Here is a 16130-nt window from a genome sequence, read left to right on the forward strand (position 1 = left end):
CCCCCCTCACCCCGGCCCTCTCCCCCCCAGGGGGGAGAGGGAGCTAGACGGCGCCCGGCTCCTTGTCGTTGCGAAACGGTCCCCCCTCCCCCCGGGGGAGGGGGGCAGGGGGAGGGGGAGCCGGCGGGTTCCTGTGTGCGGCCCCCGGCCGGTCACCGGGCACCGCAGGCCAAGGTCGCGGCCCACGCCGGAATCACTCCACCCAGTCGGCCACGAAGATGTCGGTGGCCCGGGGCTTCTCCGGGTTCCGGTTCGAGGCCCAGACGAGCTGCTTCCCGTCGGGCCGGAACATGGGGAACCCGTCGAACACGTCGTTGAAGGTGATCCGCTCGAGCCCCGTGCCGTCCAGGTTCACGAGGTAGAGCTCGAAGTTGTGGCCGTACCGGCCGACGTCGGCTCGCCAGTCGTCCATGTTGCTCGAGAACACGATCCGCCGGCCGTCGGGGTGCCACGACGGGGCCCAGTTGGTGGCGCCGTTCGCGAGGATCCGCCGCTGGTTCGAGCCGTCCGCGTCCATGACCCAGAGGTCGAGGGGCACGGGCACGATGTAGTCGTTTTCCATGCATTCCTTCCAGAGGGCGTGCTCCTCCGGGGTCTGGGGGTGCCACGCCCGCCACACGATCTTCGTGCCGTCGGGCGACCACCAGGGCCCCCCGTCGTAGCCCACGGTGTGGGTGAGGCGGCGGACGTTGGAGCCGTCGGCGTCCATGACGTAGATGTCGAAGTCGCCCCCGCGCTTCGAGCCGAACACGATCCGCCGGCCGTCGGGCGACACGATGGGTTCGGCGTCGTAGGCCGGGTTGTCGGTGATCCGCACCGGGTTCGAGCCGTCGGCGTCGGCCACGAAGATGTCGTAGGGGAAGAGCGGCCACACGTACCGCCGGCCCGGGGGCGGGTCCGGGCGGGGCGGGCAGTCGCCCGGCAGGTGGGCCGTGGAGGCGTACACGATCTTCTGGTCGCCCGGAAAGAAGAAGGAGCAGGTGTGGGCCCCGTGGTCCGGGCTCACCCTGCGTTTGCCGGTGCCGTCGGCGTTCATCACCCAGATCTTGTCGCAGGCGTACCCGCCCCGGTTCGACTGCCAGATGAGTCGGGTGCCGTCCCAGGAGAAGTAGGCCTCGCCGTTGTCGCCGTCGAAGGTGAGCTGCCGGACGTTTCGAAGATGGGGCCCCTCGGCTGCCGGGTCCGCTGGGCGAACCGGGGCGGCCGGTCGGCAGGCGGCCGAGAGAAGGGCCAGGGCCAGGAACAACGGGCGTAGATGCATCGGCAAACTCTCCCCACGAGCACGCTCGGCGCCGGAACCGGCCGAACCACGAGCCGCCTGGCCGCCCGGCAGCCGAGCCGTCACAACACCGTGATCACCCCCTCGAGCTTCCACAGGGCGGCGTACACGGTCCGGAGTTCCTCGGCCGAGTCCACCCGGGCGGTCACGGTGGCCGAGATGTAGGCCGCCTGGCGGCTCAGGCGGGTGCGAAGCTCCACGCCCCGGTCGTCGCCGAGGATCTCCCGCACGACCCGGAACGCGGCCGGCGCGAACTCCCGGGTGTGGTGGCCGATGGCCTTGAACGAGAACCGGGTGGGGAAGTCGATGAGCTCCTCCACCGGGATGCGGCGGTCTTCCACGGTCAGTCCCTCATCCCGGCGCAGCGCACGCAGGCCTGGTCTTCGGGGCCCAGCTCCTCTTTCGTCTCGGCCTGGAGGGCGATGGTGCGCACCCCGCACAGCGACCAGAGCACCCCGTACTCCCGGTGGGCCTCGCTGTGCCACCGGGTCTTCCCCGGCAGCCGAAACCACGAGCCCCGGTGGGAGACGTCCTTCCCCTCGCCGGTTTCACCTTGTTTCATGGGGCCTCCTCCCCGAAAAACGACGCGGCCCCCATTCTAGTCCAGGGGACCGCGTCGGGAAACCCGGGCAGAGGGGAGTTCGTCGGGGTGATGTCCGCTCCGGCCTACCGGCTACTGTGGACCGTGGACCGCCGACCGAAGTGGCCTGGAAGCTCCCCAGCGCCCCTTCGGGGCCCCGCTACGCAAGACAGTACTATTAACCCTGCCCAATAAAGGCGCGCGTGGGCGCCCGGCCGTGCGTGAGTGCGGTATTTTGCCCCCAAAACGGGGGCGATGGGCCCTTGTCAGGTGCCAGAGGACAGAAGACAGAGGACAGGGGGGGCTGACATCTGTCCTCTGAATTCTGGCCCCCGATGCGGCAGCCCTTGACGCTGGAATCACAAAGGATTTGGGCCTCCCAGCGTCCTAGCCTTCGAGCCTCCCAGCGGGGCCAAAGGCCCGGCCCCCTACCCGCACTCCGAGTAGCCGCAGCTACGGCACAGCACGCAGCCCTCCTCGTGCTCCAGGGCGTCGCCGCACTCGGGGCAGGCGCCGCCCACGTCCACGTGCTTTTCGATCTCCCGCTCGGGCTCGAGGTGGCGCTGCACCGCGATCGCCAGGGCGTCGGCGCAGGAGAGCACCCGGTTCGGCCCGAACCCGGCCGGCTTGTGGCACGAGATGCCCCGGAGTTGGCGCACCACCGGCTCGGGCTTCACGCCCGAGCGCCAGGCGAGGGACACGAGCCGACCGATGGCCTCGCACTGGCTCGCGGCGCAGCCCCCGGCCTTGCCCATGGTGGTGAACACCTCGAAGAGCCCCTGCTCGTCCTCGTTGATGGTGACGTAGAGGGGGCCGCACCCGGTCTGCATCTGGTACGTCTTGCCGGTGAGCACGAGGGGCCGCTCCCGCTTGCGCGGCGCGGGCTCGGGCGGGGTCTTCTTCGTCTCGGTCGAAGGCTTCACCAGCACCTGGCTCTGGCGGCTGCCGTCCCGGTAGATCGTGAGCCCCTTGCACCCCAGCTCGTAGGCCAGCCAGAAGGCCCGGGCCACGTCCTCTCTGGTGGCCGACCGGGGGAAGTTCACGGTTTTCGACACCGCGTTGTTGGTGTGCTCCTGGAACGCGGCCTGCATCTCCAGGTGGGCCTTGGGATCGATGTCGTGGGCCGTGACGAACACCTCCCGCACGTCGGCCGGCACCTGGGGCACCTCCGCCAAGGAGGCCCCTTCGGCGATGCGGCGCATGACCTCGGGGGAGTCGAACCCCCGCTCCCGGGCCGCCCGGGCGAACACGGGGTTCACCTCCACGAGTTCCTCCCCGTCCAGCACCCGCCGCACGTAGGCCAGCGAGAACACGGGCTCGATCCCCGAGGAGCACCCGGCGAGGATCGAGATGGTGCCCGTGGGGGCGATGGTGGTGCGGGTGGCGTTCCGGACGGGGCGGGCGCCCGGCCGGTCGTAGATGGAGCCCCGGAAGTTCGGAAACGCCCCGCGCTCCTCGGCCAGGTCCTCGCTCGCCTCCCGGGCCACCCGGTCCACGAACCCCATGACCTTGCGGGCGAGGTCCACCGACTCGGCCGAGCCGTACCGGATGCCGAGTTGGTAGAGGAGGTCGGCCCACCCCATGACCCCCAGGCCGATCTTGCGGTTCGCCCGGGTCATCCGTTCGATCTCGGGCAGCGGGTAGCGGTTCACGTCCACCACGTTGTCGAGGAAGTGCACGGCGAGCCGGACGGTCTCCTCGAGCTTCTCCCAGTCCACCTCGCCGTCCCGGGCCATGCGGGCCAGGTTCACGCTGCCCAGGTTGCACGACTCGTAGGGGAGAAGCGGCTGTTCCCCGCAGGGGTTCGTGGACTCGATGGCCCCCACGTGGGGGGTGGGGTTGTCGCGGTTGATCCGGTCGATGAACACGATGCCCGGCTCCCCGGATTTCCAGGCCTCCTCCACGATGGTGTCGAACACCTGCCGCGCCCGGAGCCGGCCCGCCACCTCCCCGTTTCGGGGGTTCACGAGGTCGTACTCCCCGTCGGCCCGCACGGCCTCCATGAACGCCTCGGTGACGGCCACCGAGAGGTTGAAGTTGGTCAAGACGTCCGGGTTTGATTTGACCGTGATGAACTCCAGGATGTCGGGGTGGTCCACCCGCAGGATCCCCATGTTGGCGCCCCGGCGGGTGCCCCCCTGTTTGATCATCTCGGTCGCGGTGTCGAACACCTTCATGAAGCTGATGGGACCCGAGGACACCCCGCTCGTGGAGCGTACGATGTCGTTCTTGGGCCGGATGCGCGAGAAGCTAAACCCCGTGCCGCCGCCCGACTTGTGGATCAGGGCCGTGTTCTTCACGGCCTCGAAGATGCTGTCCATGGAGTCCTCCACGGGCAGCACGAAGCAGGCCGAGAGCTGCCCCAGCTCCCGGCCGGCGTTCATGAGGGTGGGGGAGTTGGGCAGGAACTCGAGCCGGGCCATGGCCTGGTAGAAGGCCACGGCCGTCTGCTCCACGTCGGCCTCGGGGTCGTGGAACCGGTCGGCCTCGGCCACCGCCCGGGCCACCCGCCAGAGCATTTCCTTGGGGGTCTCGGCGGGTTTCCCGTCGGGGCCCTTCTTGAGATAGCGCTTCTCCAGCACCACGAGGGCGTTCGGCGAAAAGGCGGGTTCGATCTCCAGGGGGATCACGCGGGCGGCCGAGTGGGGCATCGGGTCCTCCTTTCTCGGGGAAGAAGATCAATATCTAGTGGATGCGGTGTGTAGCCCAACAAGATGTTGGGGTCAACGGTGGATTTTCGCCGAAAAAAAGAGGCGGCCCGAAGGCCGCCTCGATTCCGGAGCGTTTTCGTCCCTTTACGATTTCTCGGACTTCTCCCCTTCGGCTTCCGGCCCGGGGTGGCCCGGGTCGGTGCCCGGCGGGGGGGGGACCCCGGGCTCCTCCTTCTTGGGCTTCGGCTCGGCCTCGGGTTCCAGAACCGCCTCCTCGAGGTCCCGGGCCTCCTCCACGGGCGTCTCCTCCACCGGGGGGGTCGGTTCGGGTTCCACCTCGGCGAGCGCCGGTTCGTCCGGTTGGGGCGCCGGCGCCTCCTCGGCGGCCCCGAAGGCCTCCGCTTCTTCCTCTGGGAAGTGCTTCTTGGCCCGGCTCAGCCGCGCGATGGCGTCTCGCAGGTGCTCGATCTCCTCGCGGTTCTTCCGGATGCTCTCCACGAGGAGCTTCACCTCTTCCTCCTCGAGGATACCGGTCTGGCCGTTCACCACGGCGTTGTAGACCAGGTTGCCCAGGTCCCGGAGATCGGCCTTGATCTCCTTCTGGAGCGCCGCGATCCGCATCCGCTTCTTCAAAATCCGGCTCTGCTTGGTGGTCTCGAACGCCAGCACCGAAAGGCCCTTCTGGGTCTTCCGGATCAGGCTGTCTCCCTGGCCCGCCATGTGCGCCTCCTTTCCCCACGTAACCCCAACGGTTTTCAGCGATCCCACAAGGCCCGCGAATGTATCGGCAACGCCGGGGGGTGTCAAGGCGGCAAAGCGCCTCCGGAAAGGGGCTGGGCGGGGCTGGCTTGGGGGGAAGTCTGTGCTATTTTGAGCGCCATGCGACCCGCCCGCCGTTTCCTGTCCCTCTGGATTCTGATCTTGCTCGCCGCCGGGCCGGCCCGGGCCGCCGTGGTGCCCCTTTTGGAGATCGAGGGGCCGATCGGCCCGGTGGCGGCCGAGTACGTGGAGGAGGCCCTGGCCGAGGTGGACCCGGTGGCCACCCCGGCGGTGATCCTGCGGATCGACACCCCGGGCGGGCTCGACGCCTCCATGCGTCGCATCGTGCGGGCCGTGCTCCGAAGCCCCGTGCCGGTGGTGGCCTGGGTCGGCCCCTCGGGGGCCCGGGCCGCGAGCGCCGGCCTCTTCGTGGTGGCGGCCGCCCACGTGGCCGCCATGGCGCCGGGCACGAACCTGGGGGCCGCCCATCCGGTGGCTCTGGGGGGCGGGGGGGGAGACGACACCCTGGCCCGGAAGGCCGAGGAGGACGCGGCCGCGTACCTGCGCTCCCTGGCGCGGCAGCGGGGGCGCGATTCGGCCTGGTTCGAGGAGGCCGTGCGCGAGAGCCGAAGCCTCGCGGCGGAGGAGGCCCTGGAACAGGGGGTGGTGGATCTCCTGGCCGCCTCGCCCGAGGAGCTCCTCACGAAGTTGGAGGGCCGCAAGGTCCCCTTCGGCACGGCCGAGATCGAGCTCCACCTCGAGGGGGCCCGGGTGCGGCCGGTGCCGATGGGGCTCCGCCACCGGGCCCTGCGGGTGCTCTCGGACCCGAATGTGGCGTATCTCCTTCTGCTTCTTGGGTTCTACGGGCTTTTCTTCGAACTCTCGAACCCGGGCGCCATCTTCCCCGGGGTGCTCGGCGGGCTGTGCCTCATCCTGGCGTTCGTGGGGCTCCAGACCCTCCCGTTCCACTACGGCGGGGTGCTCCTGATCCTGTTGGGCCTCGTGCTCCTCCTTCTCGAGGTCAAAATCACCTCGTTCGGGCTCCTCACGGTGGGCGGGGTGGTGTGCCTGGTGCTCGGGAGCCTCATGCTGTTTCGCTCCAGCGAGGCCTACTACCGGGTGAGTTGGACCGTGCTCGTGCCGGCCGTGGCCGGGACGGTGGCGTTTTTCGCCTTCGCCGTGGGCAAGGGCCTGGCGGCCCAGAAGGCCCGGCGGCTGGGGGGCAGCGAGGGCCTGGTGGGCGAGCGGGGCCGGGTGGTGGAGCCCCCGGGGCCCGACCGGCCCGGCCGGGTGTTCGTCCACGGGGAGTACTGGAACGCGCGGTGCCCCGACCCGGTGGAACCCGGGGCGGAGGTGGAGGTGGTGGCCGTGGAGGGCCTGACCCTCACCGTGCGGCCGGTGACAGGCGAGCCCGCGGGAGGGTCGAGCCCAGCCTGAAGCTAGAGGGGAAACCACGGAGAGCACGGAGGACACGGAGAGGATCGGGGACTACTACTACTACCTTCAAACGTGTTGCCGGGGGCGGGTGGGGGACTGGTTCCGGCCGCACCCGGCTCTCCACCAGCCCCCCACCCGCGGGTTTCCGTAGCAACGGCGGGGCCTGACAATACTTTTGTTGGTCTTAGCAGTGCTGCGGTCGCCCGGGGAGGAGGGGTCGGCGCGTAAGGAGGTGTCAGCCGACTCCCAGCCTTCCGGCTTCCCAGCTTCCCAGCTTCCCAGCCTGGAGAGGAGGAGTATGCCATGCCCGGGTTCGTGATGTTTCTGCCGGTGTTCGTGTTCGTCCTTCTGGTTTTTCTCATCTCGGCCATCCGGATTCTCCGGGAGTACGAGCGGGCCGTGATCTTCCGGCTGGGCCGGGCCGTGGGGGTGAAGGGGCCGGGGCTCATCCTGCTCATCCCGTTCGTGGACCGGATGGTGAAGGTGAGCCTTCGCACCGTGGCCCACGACGTGCCGCCCCAGGACGTGATTACCGCCGACAACGTGTCGGTCAAGGTCAACGCGGTGGTGTACTTCCGGGTGATCGACCCCATGAAGGCCATCGTCGAGGTGGAGGACTACCTCTACGCCACGAGCCAGCTCGCCCAGACCACCCTGCGGAGCGTCTCGGGCGAGGCCCAGCTCGATGAGCTCCTCTCCCACCGGGAGAAGATCAACCAGAAGCTCCAGGAGATCCTCGACCGCCACACCGACCCCTGGGGGGTCAAGGTCTCGACGGTCGAACTGAAGCACATCGACCTGCCGACCGAGATGCAGCGGGCCATGGCCCGCCAGGCCGAGGCCGAGCGGGAGCGCCGGGCCAAGATCATCGCGGCCGAGGGCGAGTTCCAGGCCGCCGAAAAGCTCACGGCCGCGGCCCGGACCATCGGCCAGGAACCCACGGCGATCCAGCTCCGGTTCCTCCAGACGCTCCTGGAGGTCAGCGCCTCGAGCGGGGCCAAGACGATCGTGTTCCCGGTGCCGGTGGACCTTCTCAAGGCGTTCGCCGACCGGGGGCCGGAGAAAGGGTGATCCTGCCGCCCCGGCCCGAGGGCGAAACCCGCGAGGGCCTCCTGGGCCTCCACGGGAGAGTGGAGGGGTTCTGGCGCCAGACCCGGGAGGCCTTGGGGGAGGCCGTGCGCTGCCGGCCGGGGTGCGACGGGTGCTGCCGCCAGGTGCTACGGCTCCGGCCGGTGGAGGCGGGGCACCTGGTGGAGGGCCTCTCGTCGCTGGGGCCTCAAGAGGTCGCGCTCTTGCGGCGGGCCCTGGACGCCCCCCTGACCGGCTGCCCCCTCCTCCACTCCGGCATCTGCCTCCTCTACGAGTACCGGCCGCTTTTGTGCCGCACCCACGGGCTGCTCCTGTTGCGGAGGGAGGGGGGAACGGCGGTGCTCCACCACTGTCCCGAGAACTTCGGCAATCTCACCGGGCGCAGCGTGCCGGGGGCCCTCGTGCTCGACGAGGGGCGCCTCGCGGCCGTGGCCGACGCCCTAGACGTCTGGTACCGCCGGGAGGTCGGGTGGACCGGGGGCCGGGTCGGGATCGACGAGCTCCTGCGCCGGGCGCTGGAGGCTTGAACCGGTCGGCCCGGACCTGATAGGAACCCACGCACCTCGCGTCCCCACCACGCGGAGAGATCCGGATGGCGCGCCCGGTTCGCATCGAGTTCCCCGGCGCCACCTACCTGGTGACCGCCAAGGCGCTGCCCCGACGGCGGTGGTTCCGCACCGCCGACGAGGCGGCGGCGTTGGTGGTGCGGCTTCCGGAGATCGTGGACGCCTACGGGGTGCGGGTCCACGCCGCCTGCGTGCTCCCCGACCACTACCATCTGCTCCTCGAAACCCCCCGGGCCAACCTGTCCCGGGCGGTCCACCGGTGGAACACCTTCCTGACTGCCCGGGTGAAGGCGGAGGGCCCGATCCTGCGGGGCCGGTTCCGGGCGCTTTTGATCGACCCCGAGGACTGGTTGGTGCCGCTCTCGGTCCGGGTCCACCTGAACCCGGTGCGAAGGGGGCTTGCCGATCACCCCGCCGAGTACCCGGCCTCGAGCGCCCGGGCGTACTGGGAGCCCCGGGCCGGGATGCCGGGGGTCTGGACCCGGTCGGTGCTCTCCCGGGCGGGGGGGCGCGAGGCGTACCGAAAGGCCTTGGAGGCTGAGCTCGCGACGCCGTCCCCGCCCCCCTGGAAGGAGGCGTGGCGGGGGCTCGTGCTGGGGGGCGACGGGCTACGGCAGCGGGCGCTCGCCCTTTTGGGGGGCAGGGACCTAAGGGAGTTCCCCGGGTTCGGCCGGCCCGAGCCCGCGGCCGATCTCGACGCCGTGGTGGCCCGGGTGGCCGAGTACACGGGTTTCAGCCCCGAGCAGGTGGTGCGGGGCAAGTTCCAGCGGGTGCTGGCCCGGAAGCTCGCCCTGTACCTCGCCCGTAAATACACCGGGCTGACCCTGCGGGAGATCGGGGAACGGTTCGGCCTCGACTACACCTCGGTGCACATGGCGGTGCGCCGCACGGAGGAGCGGCGGCGGGACGATCCCGCCCTGGATGCGATGCTCCGGGACCTGGAGGCGTCCCTGGCGCCGGAGGAACCCACCAAGCCGGAGGAGCCCGTCCCCGCCCCCGAACCGGCCCCGGAGCCCAAGCCAAAACGCCGCAGGAAGGCGGGGGAACCTCCCCTCCAGCTCAAGCTGTTTTGACGCGCGCACGCTCTAACTCCCGTAAATGGTGGATCGTAAATCGTGAATCGTTCTGACGCTTCTTGCCGCGGAAACCCATAGGGCGCGCCGTGCACGCCGGACCCGTGAGGCGCGGGGTGGGATGACGGAAGATCCGGGGGGCGCCGAGGGGCCAGCCGATTCACGATTCACGAGTTCACGATTCACGGCGGTTTATCCGCCCCGCCGCTCAGCCACAACCCACGGAGTCGCTCTCCCGATGACCACGATCCGCCTGGGCTACTCGCCCTGCCCGAACGACACGTTCCTCTTCTACGCGCTGGTCTACGGCAAAATCGACACCGGCGGGCTTCGGTTCGAGCCGGTCCTCGAGGACGTGGAAACCCTGAACCGGTGGGCCTTGGAGGGGCGGCTCCCCATGACCAAGGTGAGCTACGGGGTGGTGGGCGCGGTGGCTCCCCGGTACTGGTGCCTGCGTTCGGGCGGGGCCCTGGGGTGGGGGTGCGGCCCGCTCGTGGTGGCCCGGGAGGCCCGGCCGCTGGAGGAGCTGCTCGACGGCCCCGTGGCCGTGCCGGGGCTCCACACGACGGCCTACCGCCTGCTGACCCTCCGGGCCGGCCGGCCCTTCGAGGCCGTGCCCATGGTGTTCCACGAGGTCATGCCGGCCGTGGCCCGGGGGGAGGTGGCGGCCGGGCTCGTGATCCACGAGGGCCGGTTCACGTACCGGACCCACGGCCTCGTGGCCGTGGAGGATCTGGGGGCGTGGTGGGAGGAGCGGTTCGGGGTTCCTGTGCCGTTGGGGGGGATCCTTCTGCGGCGGGACGCCGGGGTGGAGCCGGAGCGGGTCCAGCGCCTCGTGCGCGAGAGCGTGGCCTACGCCCTCGCGCATCCGGACGAGCCCATGGCCTACGTGCGGGCCCACGCCCAGGAGATGGACGAGGAGGTCGTGCGGAGCCACATCGGGCTCTACGTGAACCGATTCAGCTTGGACCTGGGAGACGAGGGATGCCGTGCGGTGGAAACCCTGCTCCACCGGGGAAAGGTGGGGGAAACCTTTCCCCGGTGGGAAGGGCCGCTCTTCCCCCCGGAAGAGCTTCCGGGAGCTTAGGCCGCCGGGGCGACGGCGGCCCGGACTTCGCTCAGGAGTTCCGACGGATAGAAGGGCTTCGGGATGAACTTCCGGGCGCCCAGCCGGAGCGCCTGGCGGACCGTTTCGGCGTGATACCCCGCCGAGGTCACGAGAACCGGCAGGCTCCTTCCCCGGGGTAGCTCGCGGACCGCGTTCAGAAACCCCAGGCATTCGGGGGTGCGCGCATGGTGGAGGTCCACCACGGCGCAGTCCACCTCTCCCCGGGCCACGTGGCCCACCGCATCCTCCGGTTCGGTGCAGATCACCGTGTCAAAGCCCTCCGACCGGAACGCGTAGTCGAGCAGGTTCAGGATGTCCCGGTCGGTGTCGATCAGTAAGACCGTCGGTCGCGCCCCCATGGTTCCCCCTCTCTCGAATCTCGTGCCCCAACCGCGGAGCCGAGAATAGCACCGGGCGAACGGGCGCACATCACCCCAAAGGATGAAATTGGCGCCCAGGAGGAGAGAAATGTCGAACCACTCGAAACGCCTAGGGGAACTCTTGGTGGAACGGGGTCTCATCCGGCCCGAGGACCTGGAGCGGGCCCTGTCGGCCCAGCGGGAGACCGGCCGGCCCCTGGGGGAGGTGTTGGCCGACCAGGGCGTTCTGACCGAGCAGGCCGTGCGGTGGGCCCTGGCCGAGCAAATGGATCTGCCGCTCGTGCACCCCGATCCGGGGGCCATCGACCCCGAGGCGCTCCGGAGGGTGCCGGCCGAGCTGTGCCGGCGCTACGGGGTGCTTCCCCTCTACGAGGAGCCCGGGGCCGAGGGGGAGCCGGGGCGGCTCGTGGTGGCCGCGGCCGACCCGTCGAGCCGGACGGCTCTGGACGACCTTGCGGCCCGCGCGGGCATGCCCCTCAAGGTGGTGGCGGCGCTTCGGGAGGAGATCGAGGCCTGCCTCGACCGGCTCTGCGGGGCCGCGTTGCCTCCCGACACCGGGGTCCGGGAACCGGGGGTGTGCCAGGGGTGCGAGGAGGAGATCCTGTCGGACCCCACCGGCACCGAGCTCTTGCGAAAGCTCCTGGGGGACGTGGTCGAGAGGGGGCAGGGGGGCCTCCACCTGCGCCTTGTGGACGGGGAGCTCCGGGCCGAGACCCTGGACGGACGGGTGCTGTTTCGGGGCGGAGCCACCTGGCACACCATCCTTCTGGACCGGCTGCGGCAGCTTGCCGGGCTCGACGCCCGGTCCCGGGGCGTCTTGCAGCGGGGCCGGTTCGCCTTGGGCGCCGATCCGGCCGAGACCCGGATCTTTCGCCTGTCGATCCTGCGAGGCGTCGGGGGCGAGGAGGCCCAGGTGCGGCTCGTGCAGCCCGAAGGAGCGCCGCGCACGCTGGAGGAGTTGGGATTCCGGTCGTCCCACCAGCGGGACCTCCGGGCCGCCCTGGCCCGGCCCGGCCTCGTGTGGGTGACGAGCCCGTCCGAGGAGGGGACGGCGAGTACGCTCTTCGGGCTCCTGGCCGAGGTGCCGGGCCGGGGCCGCACCGTGACCATCGAGGACGAGGTGTTCTACCGGGCCCCGGAGACCCTGCAGGTCGAAACCCTGAACCTCACCCCGGCCGGCCGCCGGCAGGTGCTCGCGGAACTGCGCCACCTGGAGTTCGACCGGATCGTGGTGGACCGGGTGGGCCCGGGGGCCCTGGGGCCGCTCCTTTCCCTGGCGGTGCGGGGGCGGTGGGTGCTGGCCGCCTCGGCCGAGGCGAGCCTGGCGGAGGCGCTGGCCGATCTCGCCGCCCGGGCCCGGGACCTGCCCCTGTTCGGGCTCCGGGCCGTGCTGCACCAGCGGCTCGTGCCGCTCCTGTGCCCGGACTGCCGGGTGGCCTGCACCCTGGGCACGGCCGAACGCGAGGCGCTCACCCGCTGGCTCCCCGAGGGAGCGACGCCGTTTCAAGAGGGCGAGGGGTGCGGGCGCTGTGGCGGCCGTGGCGTGAAGGGCCGGCGGGCGTTCTTCGAGGTGCTGCCCGTGGACGTGGGGGTGCGGGACGCCCTGATGCGGGTGGCGTGGGGTGAGGGCCGGGTGGACGACCTCGCGGCCCGGGCCCGGCCCTCGGTGTCGGAGCAGGTGACGGCGGCCGTGGCCGCCGGCGAGGTCAGCCTGGCCGAGCTCTGGGACGTGGCGTAGGGGGGAAGGTCCCCAGGGCCCTTCGGGGCCCCGCTGCGCAGGACACTAACGTCCGAGTCAGGGTTTCGGTGTGGGAGCGGCGCTGGTGCCACGTGCCAGAAGACAGAAGGCAGAGGACAGGGGGCTCTCTGACCTCCGATTTCTGACTTCTGGCCCCCGATACTGCAGCCGCTCCCACGGGCTGGCCGGCGCGATGACGCCGGAATCCCCAAGGTTCTTAGCCGCCTAGCTGCCGAGCAGCCCAGCCGCCTAGCTGAAGTTACTTGGAAGCTCCGGTAGGTTAGGCGTTAGTCGGCCCCGTCCGCGCCCCGCCGGGCCTCGTCGAGCCTTCGGAACCCTTCCATCAAGAGCCCCTCGGTATCGGCGTTCTCCACGGTGCGGGGGTGGTCGGGGGGAAGGCCCGGCGCGATCCGGAACCGGCCCTCCTCCCAGGTGACGAGTTCGTAGACGGCCTCCTCGCCCCGGAGGGCTCCGGCCCGGGCGTCGACGACCCGTCCGCGCTCGAGGGCGATCTCCCCGCTTCCCCGGGGGCCCTCGATGGTGACCACGGCCGTCCGGAGCCCGTGGGCGAGCACCTGCACCACCTCGGCCACCGAGAGGTCCGCAAGGCTTCCCTCGACCCCCGCGGCGGCCGGCCGGGCCCGGCTCGCGGCCCGTTCGAGCTTGGCCACCACGAGCTCGGGGTGGGTTGCCGGATCGATCACATCCTCGGCCCCGGCCCGCAGGGCGTAGAGGGCCTCGGCCGGGTGGGCGAACGAGCCCACCACGAACACCGAGGCGTCCCGGCCGAACGCCCCCCCCTCGATCCACTCCACCCCCCGGCCGGCCGGCACGAGCACCGCCGCGGCGCCCCCGCCCTCGACCGGCTCCTCGGCCCGGGTCACCTCCCAGCCGGCCGCCTCGAGGGCCGCCAGGATCCCCTCCGGGGCCTCTGCCGAGGGGAACACGGCCAGCGCCCGGGGCCGGTCGCCCAGGCGCTCGAGGAGATCGGTGCCCGAGGCGAGCCGCGCGAACTCGGTGACCGCGGCCGGGGCGAGGGTCTCGTCCCGGCCGAGTTCCCGAACCGCCTCCCGGGCCGACCCCGTGCGCTCCCGCACCCGGCCGAACGCCGCCGCCACGGCCAGGAGGTCGGCCCCTTCCGCTTCGGTCGGACCGTCCGGGAGGTCCCAGCCCCGGGCCGCCGCCCGCCAGAACCGCAGAAGGAGCCACCGGAGTCCCCACCCCCCGATACGGCGCCGGCCCGCCGCCAGCCGAAGGAGGGCCGCCACCTCGTCGGCCAGGGCCCGCCGCGCCGCCGGCACGGCCTCCCGCGCCAGGGCCTCGGCCTCCCGGGCGAACGCCTCGACGGGACCGAGGGCCTGGGCCCACTCGTCGGCCGGCGACCGGTACACCAGCGCCCCGGCCGGGGCCCCCTCGGCCCAGTCGGCGTGCACCCACACCCGGTCCCAGGGTCTCGCGTCCCACGCCCGGGCGGCCTCGTCCCGGGTCCGGGGCCGGGTCACGCGGAACCCTTCGGCCTCCAAGAGCGCGGCCACGGCCCGGCCGCGGCGGCCCGAGGGGTCGGCCACGAGGGCCCGGGGTCCCGGCCGCGACGGAGCGGGTTCGGCCCGCCGGATCGCTGGGGAAACCAGGGGGTCCGCCGGTTCCGGCTCCTCCCCCCGGTACCGCCGGGCGATCTCGCGTTCGATCACCTGCTCGGGCGCCACCAGCACGGCCACCCGCCGGGCGCCGGCCGCGAACCGGATCTCGTCCACGGCCGCGAGGTCCTGGGGATCGGCCAGGGCCACCTGGAGGGTCCCGCGGTCTTCGTCCCAGGCCACGGGAAGCGCCCTGCGCCTTCGGGCCAGGGCCTCGGACACGCGGCCGATCGCGCCGGGATCCGGGGGATAGAGGTCGGGCAGGAAGGGGGGTACCCGGTGCTGGATTGAGAGGGCCTTGGCCAGGTCCTCCCCCTTCACGGCCCCGAGCTCCAGAAGATGGGTGCCGATCCGGCCCGGCTGCACCCGCTGGCGCTCCAAGGCCCGCTGGAGGCCCGCGTCGTCCACCAGGCCGGCCCGAAGGAGGATGTCGCCCAACCGGGGGCGGGCCGCGGGGCTCATGGCGCCGAGACCATCCGTTCGAACAGGGCCCGGTTCTGGGCGTGGCGCAGGGCCTCCTCGGGGGTGATCGTCTTCGTGTTCACGAGTTCCAGGAGGTGCTGATCGAGGAGCTGCATGCCCTGTTTGCGGCCGGTCTGGATCACCGAGGGGATCTGGAACGTCTTTCCCTCTCGGATCAGGTGGGCCACGGCCGGCACGTTCACCAGGATCTCCAGTCCGGCCACCCGGCCCCGGCCGTCGGACCGGCGCAGGAGCACCTGGGCCACCACCCCCCGGAGGCTCTCGGCCAGCATGGCCCGCACCTGGTCCTGTTGCCCCGCAGGGAAGGCGTCGATAATGCGGTCCACGGTTTTCGCCGCGCTCTGGGTGTGGAGGGTGCCGAGCACCAGCATGCCCGTCTCGGCCGCCGTGAGCGCCATCGCGATCGTTTCGGTGTCGCGCATCTCTCCGACGAGGAGCACGTCGGGGTCTTCCCGCAGGGCCGCGCGGAGCCCGGCGGCGAACGACCGGGCGTGGCGGCGGACCTCCCGCTGGTGGATCAGGCACCGGTCGTCCTCGTGGAGGAACTCCAGCGGATCCTCCAGGGTGATCACGTGGTCGGCCCGTTCCCGGTTCCGGTGCTGGATCATGGCCGCCAGGGTCGTGGACTTGCCGGAGCCCGTGGGCCCGGTGACCACCACGAGCCCCCGCTGGGCCAGGGCCAGTTCGGCCACCACGTGGGGGTGGCCCAGTTGCTCCAGGGTCGGGGGCGCTCCGGGGATCCACCGGAACGCGGCGGCCCAGCCCTTGCGGTGGGTGTAGGCGTTGCCCCGAAACCGGCCCAGCCCCTCCGCCCCGTAGGAGAAGTCGAGGTCGCCCTCGTCCTCCAGCCGGGCGATCTCCTCGTCGGAGAGGATCTCCGCCAGCAGATCCTCCACCTCCCCCGGGTCAAGCGGAGGGTGCCGGGTCTTTTGGAGCCGCCCGTTCACCCGGAACACCGGGGGCGCCCCGGCGCTCAGGTGCAGGTCGGACCCGCCGAGGTCCACCAGATGTCGGAGGAGGGCGTCGATGCGCGGCATGGCGCGGACCGTAGGGCAAAGCCGGCCGGGTTGTCAATCGGGGCGCGCGGGCGGGACCCGAAGGGGTTTCACCGCGGAGGGCACGGAGGACACGGAGACGTGCGGGCCTTGCGGGGCGACCGGGGAGCGAGGCGGCTAGGCGGCTTGGCGGCTAGGCAGTTGAAGCATTCTGGATTCCAGCGTCACCGCCCGGCCCAACCTGTGGGAGCAGCCTCCAGGCCCCGATGCCTGTTCCTTCGGGCCTCCGGCCCGGATCGCGGGGTGGACCCCGCTTCCACCTCGGGCCGCGACCTGGGCGGACACTCGCAGGGCC

Annotated in this window: 14 protein-coding genes; 6 read left to right on the forward strand and 8 right to left on the reverse strand. The window is 71.5% G+C overall.

The genetic code is table 11. From position 1 onward, the window contains the following. Positions 1–193: 193 nt before the first annotated feature. The 5 genes from ACYQ8L_RS12530 to ACYQ8L_RS12550 all read right to left on the reverse strand — a co-directional run bounded on the left by ACYQ8L_RS12530 (position 194) and on the right by ACYQ8L_RS12550 (position 5230). Positions 194–1261, reverse strand: a complete 1068-nt coding sequence (locus ACYQ8L_RS12530) for a hypothetical protein (RefSeq protein ID WP_459942142.1) — start codon at positions 1259–1261, stop codon at positions 194–196. Positions 1262–1341: 80 nt separating this feature from the next. After that, positions 1342–1620: a DUF493 domain-containing protein gene (locus ACYQ8L_RS12535; RefSeq protein WP_459942143.1), complete on the reverse strand. Its 279-nt coding sequence runs from the start codon at positions 1618–1620 to the stop codon at positions 1342–1344. A gap of 2 nt (positions 1621–1622) precedes the next feature. Then, entirely contained in the window at positions 1623–1841 is a 219-nt protein-coding gene (locus tag ACYQ8L_RS12540; protein ID WP_459942144.1) for a hypothetical protein, read from the reverse strand. Between the two features lie 446 nt (positions 1842–2287). Further along, positions 2288–4510, reverse strand: a complete 2223-nt coding sequence (locus tag ACYQ8L_RS12545) for a vitamin B12-dependent ribonucleotide reductase (RefSeq protein WP_459942145.1) — start codon at positions 4508–4510, stop codon at positions 2288–2290. A 144-nt stretch (positions 4511–4654) separates the two neighbouring features. After that, positions 4655–5230, reverse strand: a complete 576-nt coding sequence (locus tag ACYQ8L_RS12550; protein ID WP_459942146.1) for a hypothetical protein — start codon at positions 5228–5230, stop codon at positions 4655–4657. 201 nt (positions 5231–5431) lie between these two features. On the opposite strand from ACYQ8L_RS12550, the gene ACYQ8L_RS12555 reads away from it, so the two are divergent. The 5 genes from ACYQ8L_RS12555 (at position 5432) to ACYQ8L_RS12575 (ending at position 10521) form a co-directional block, all read left to right on the forward strand. Then, on the forward strand, positions 5432–6706 hold the full coding sequence (locus ACYQ8L_RS12555) for an NfeD family protein (protein WP_459942147.1): 1275 nt from the start codon (positions 5432–5434) through the stop codon (positions 6704–6706). A 303-nt stretch (positions 6707–7009) separates the two neighbouring features. Beyond that, complete coding sequence (locus ACYQ8L_RS12560) at positions 7010–7777, forward strand: slipin family protein (protein WP_459942148.1); 768 nt, start codon at positions 7010–7012, stop codon at positions 7775–7777. Beyond that, on the forward strand, positions 7774–8322 hold the full coding sequence (locus ACYQ8L_RS12565; RefSeq protein ID WP_459942149.1) for a YkgJ family cysteine cluster protein: 549 nt from the start codon (positions 7774–7776) through the stop codon (positions 8320–8322). The genes ACYQ8L_RS12560 and ACYQ8L_RS12565 overlap by 4 nt, the downstream gene beginning before the upstream one ends. 65 nt (positions 8323–8387) lie before the next feature. After that, positions 8388–9434, forward strand: a complete 1047-nt coding sequence (locus ACYQ8L_RS12570; RefSeq protein WP_459942150.1) for a helix-turn-helix domain-containing protein — start codon at positions 8388–8390, stop codon at positions 9432–9434. Positions 9435–9672: 238 nt separating this feature from the next. Continuing rightward, positions 9673–10521, forward strand: a complete 849-nt coding sequence (locus ACYQ8L_RS12575) for a 1,4-dihydroxy-6-naphtoate synthase (RefSeq protein ID WP_459942151.1) — start codon at positions 9673–9675, stop codon at positions 10519–10521. Here ACYQ8L_RS12575 and ACYQ8L_RS12580 read toward each other — a convergent pair. Continuing rightward, positions 10518–10901, reverse strand: coding sequence for a response regulator (locus ACYQ8L_RS12580; RefSeq protein WP_459942152.1), 384 nt, complete (start codon positions 10899–10901; stop codon positions 10518–10520). The genes ACYQ8L_RS12575 and ACYQ8L_RS12580 overlap by 4 nt on opposite strands. Positions 10902–11010: 109 nt before the next feature. Between ACYQ8L_RS12580 and ACYQ8L_RS12585 the strand changes: the two genes are divergently transcribed. Then, positions 11011–12660: a GspE/PulE family protein gene (locus tag ACYQ8L_RS12585; RefSeq protein ID WP_459942153.1), complete on the forward strand. Its 1650-nt coding sequence runs from the start codon at positions 11011–11013 to the stop codon at positions 12658–12660. A gap of 287 nt (positions 12661–12947) precedes the next feature. Here the strand turns inward: ACYQ8L_RS12585 and ACYQ8L_RS12590 are convergent, their stop codons facing one another. Together ACYQ8L_RS12590 and ACYQ8L_RS12595 are read right to left on the reverse strand one after the other, a co-directional pair. After that, positions 12948–14759: a DUF4388 domain-containing protein gene (locus ACYQ8L_RS12590; protein WP_459942154.1), complete on the reverse strand. Its 1812-nt coding sequence runs from the start codon at positions 14757–14759 to the stop codon at positions 12948–12950. Continuing rightward, entirely contained in the window at positions 14756–15817 is a 1062-nt protein-coding gene (locus tag ACYQ8L_RS12595; RefSeq protein WP_459942155.1) for a type IV pilus twitching motility protein PilT, read from the reverse strand. Before ACYQ8L_RS12595 ends, ACYQ8L_RS12590 begins: the two co-directional genes overlap by 4 nt. Positions 15818–16130 lie beyond the last annotated feature (313 nt).

This window comes from Deferrisoma palaeochoriense, assembly GCF_054656955.1.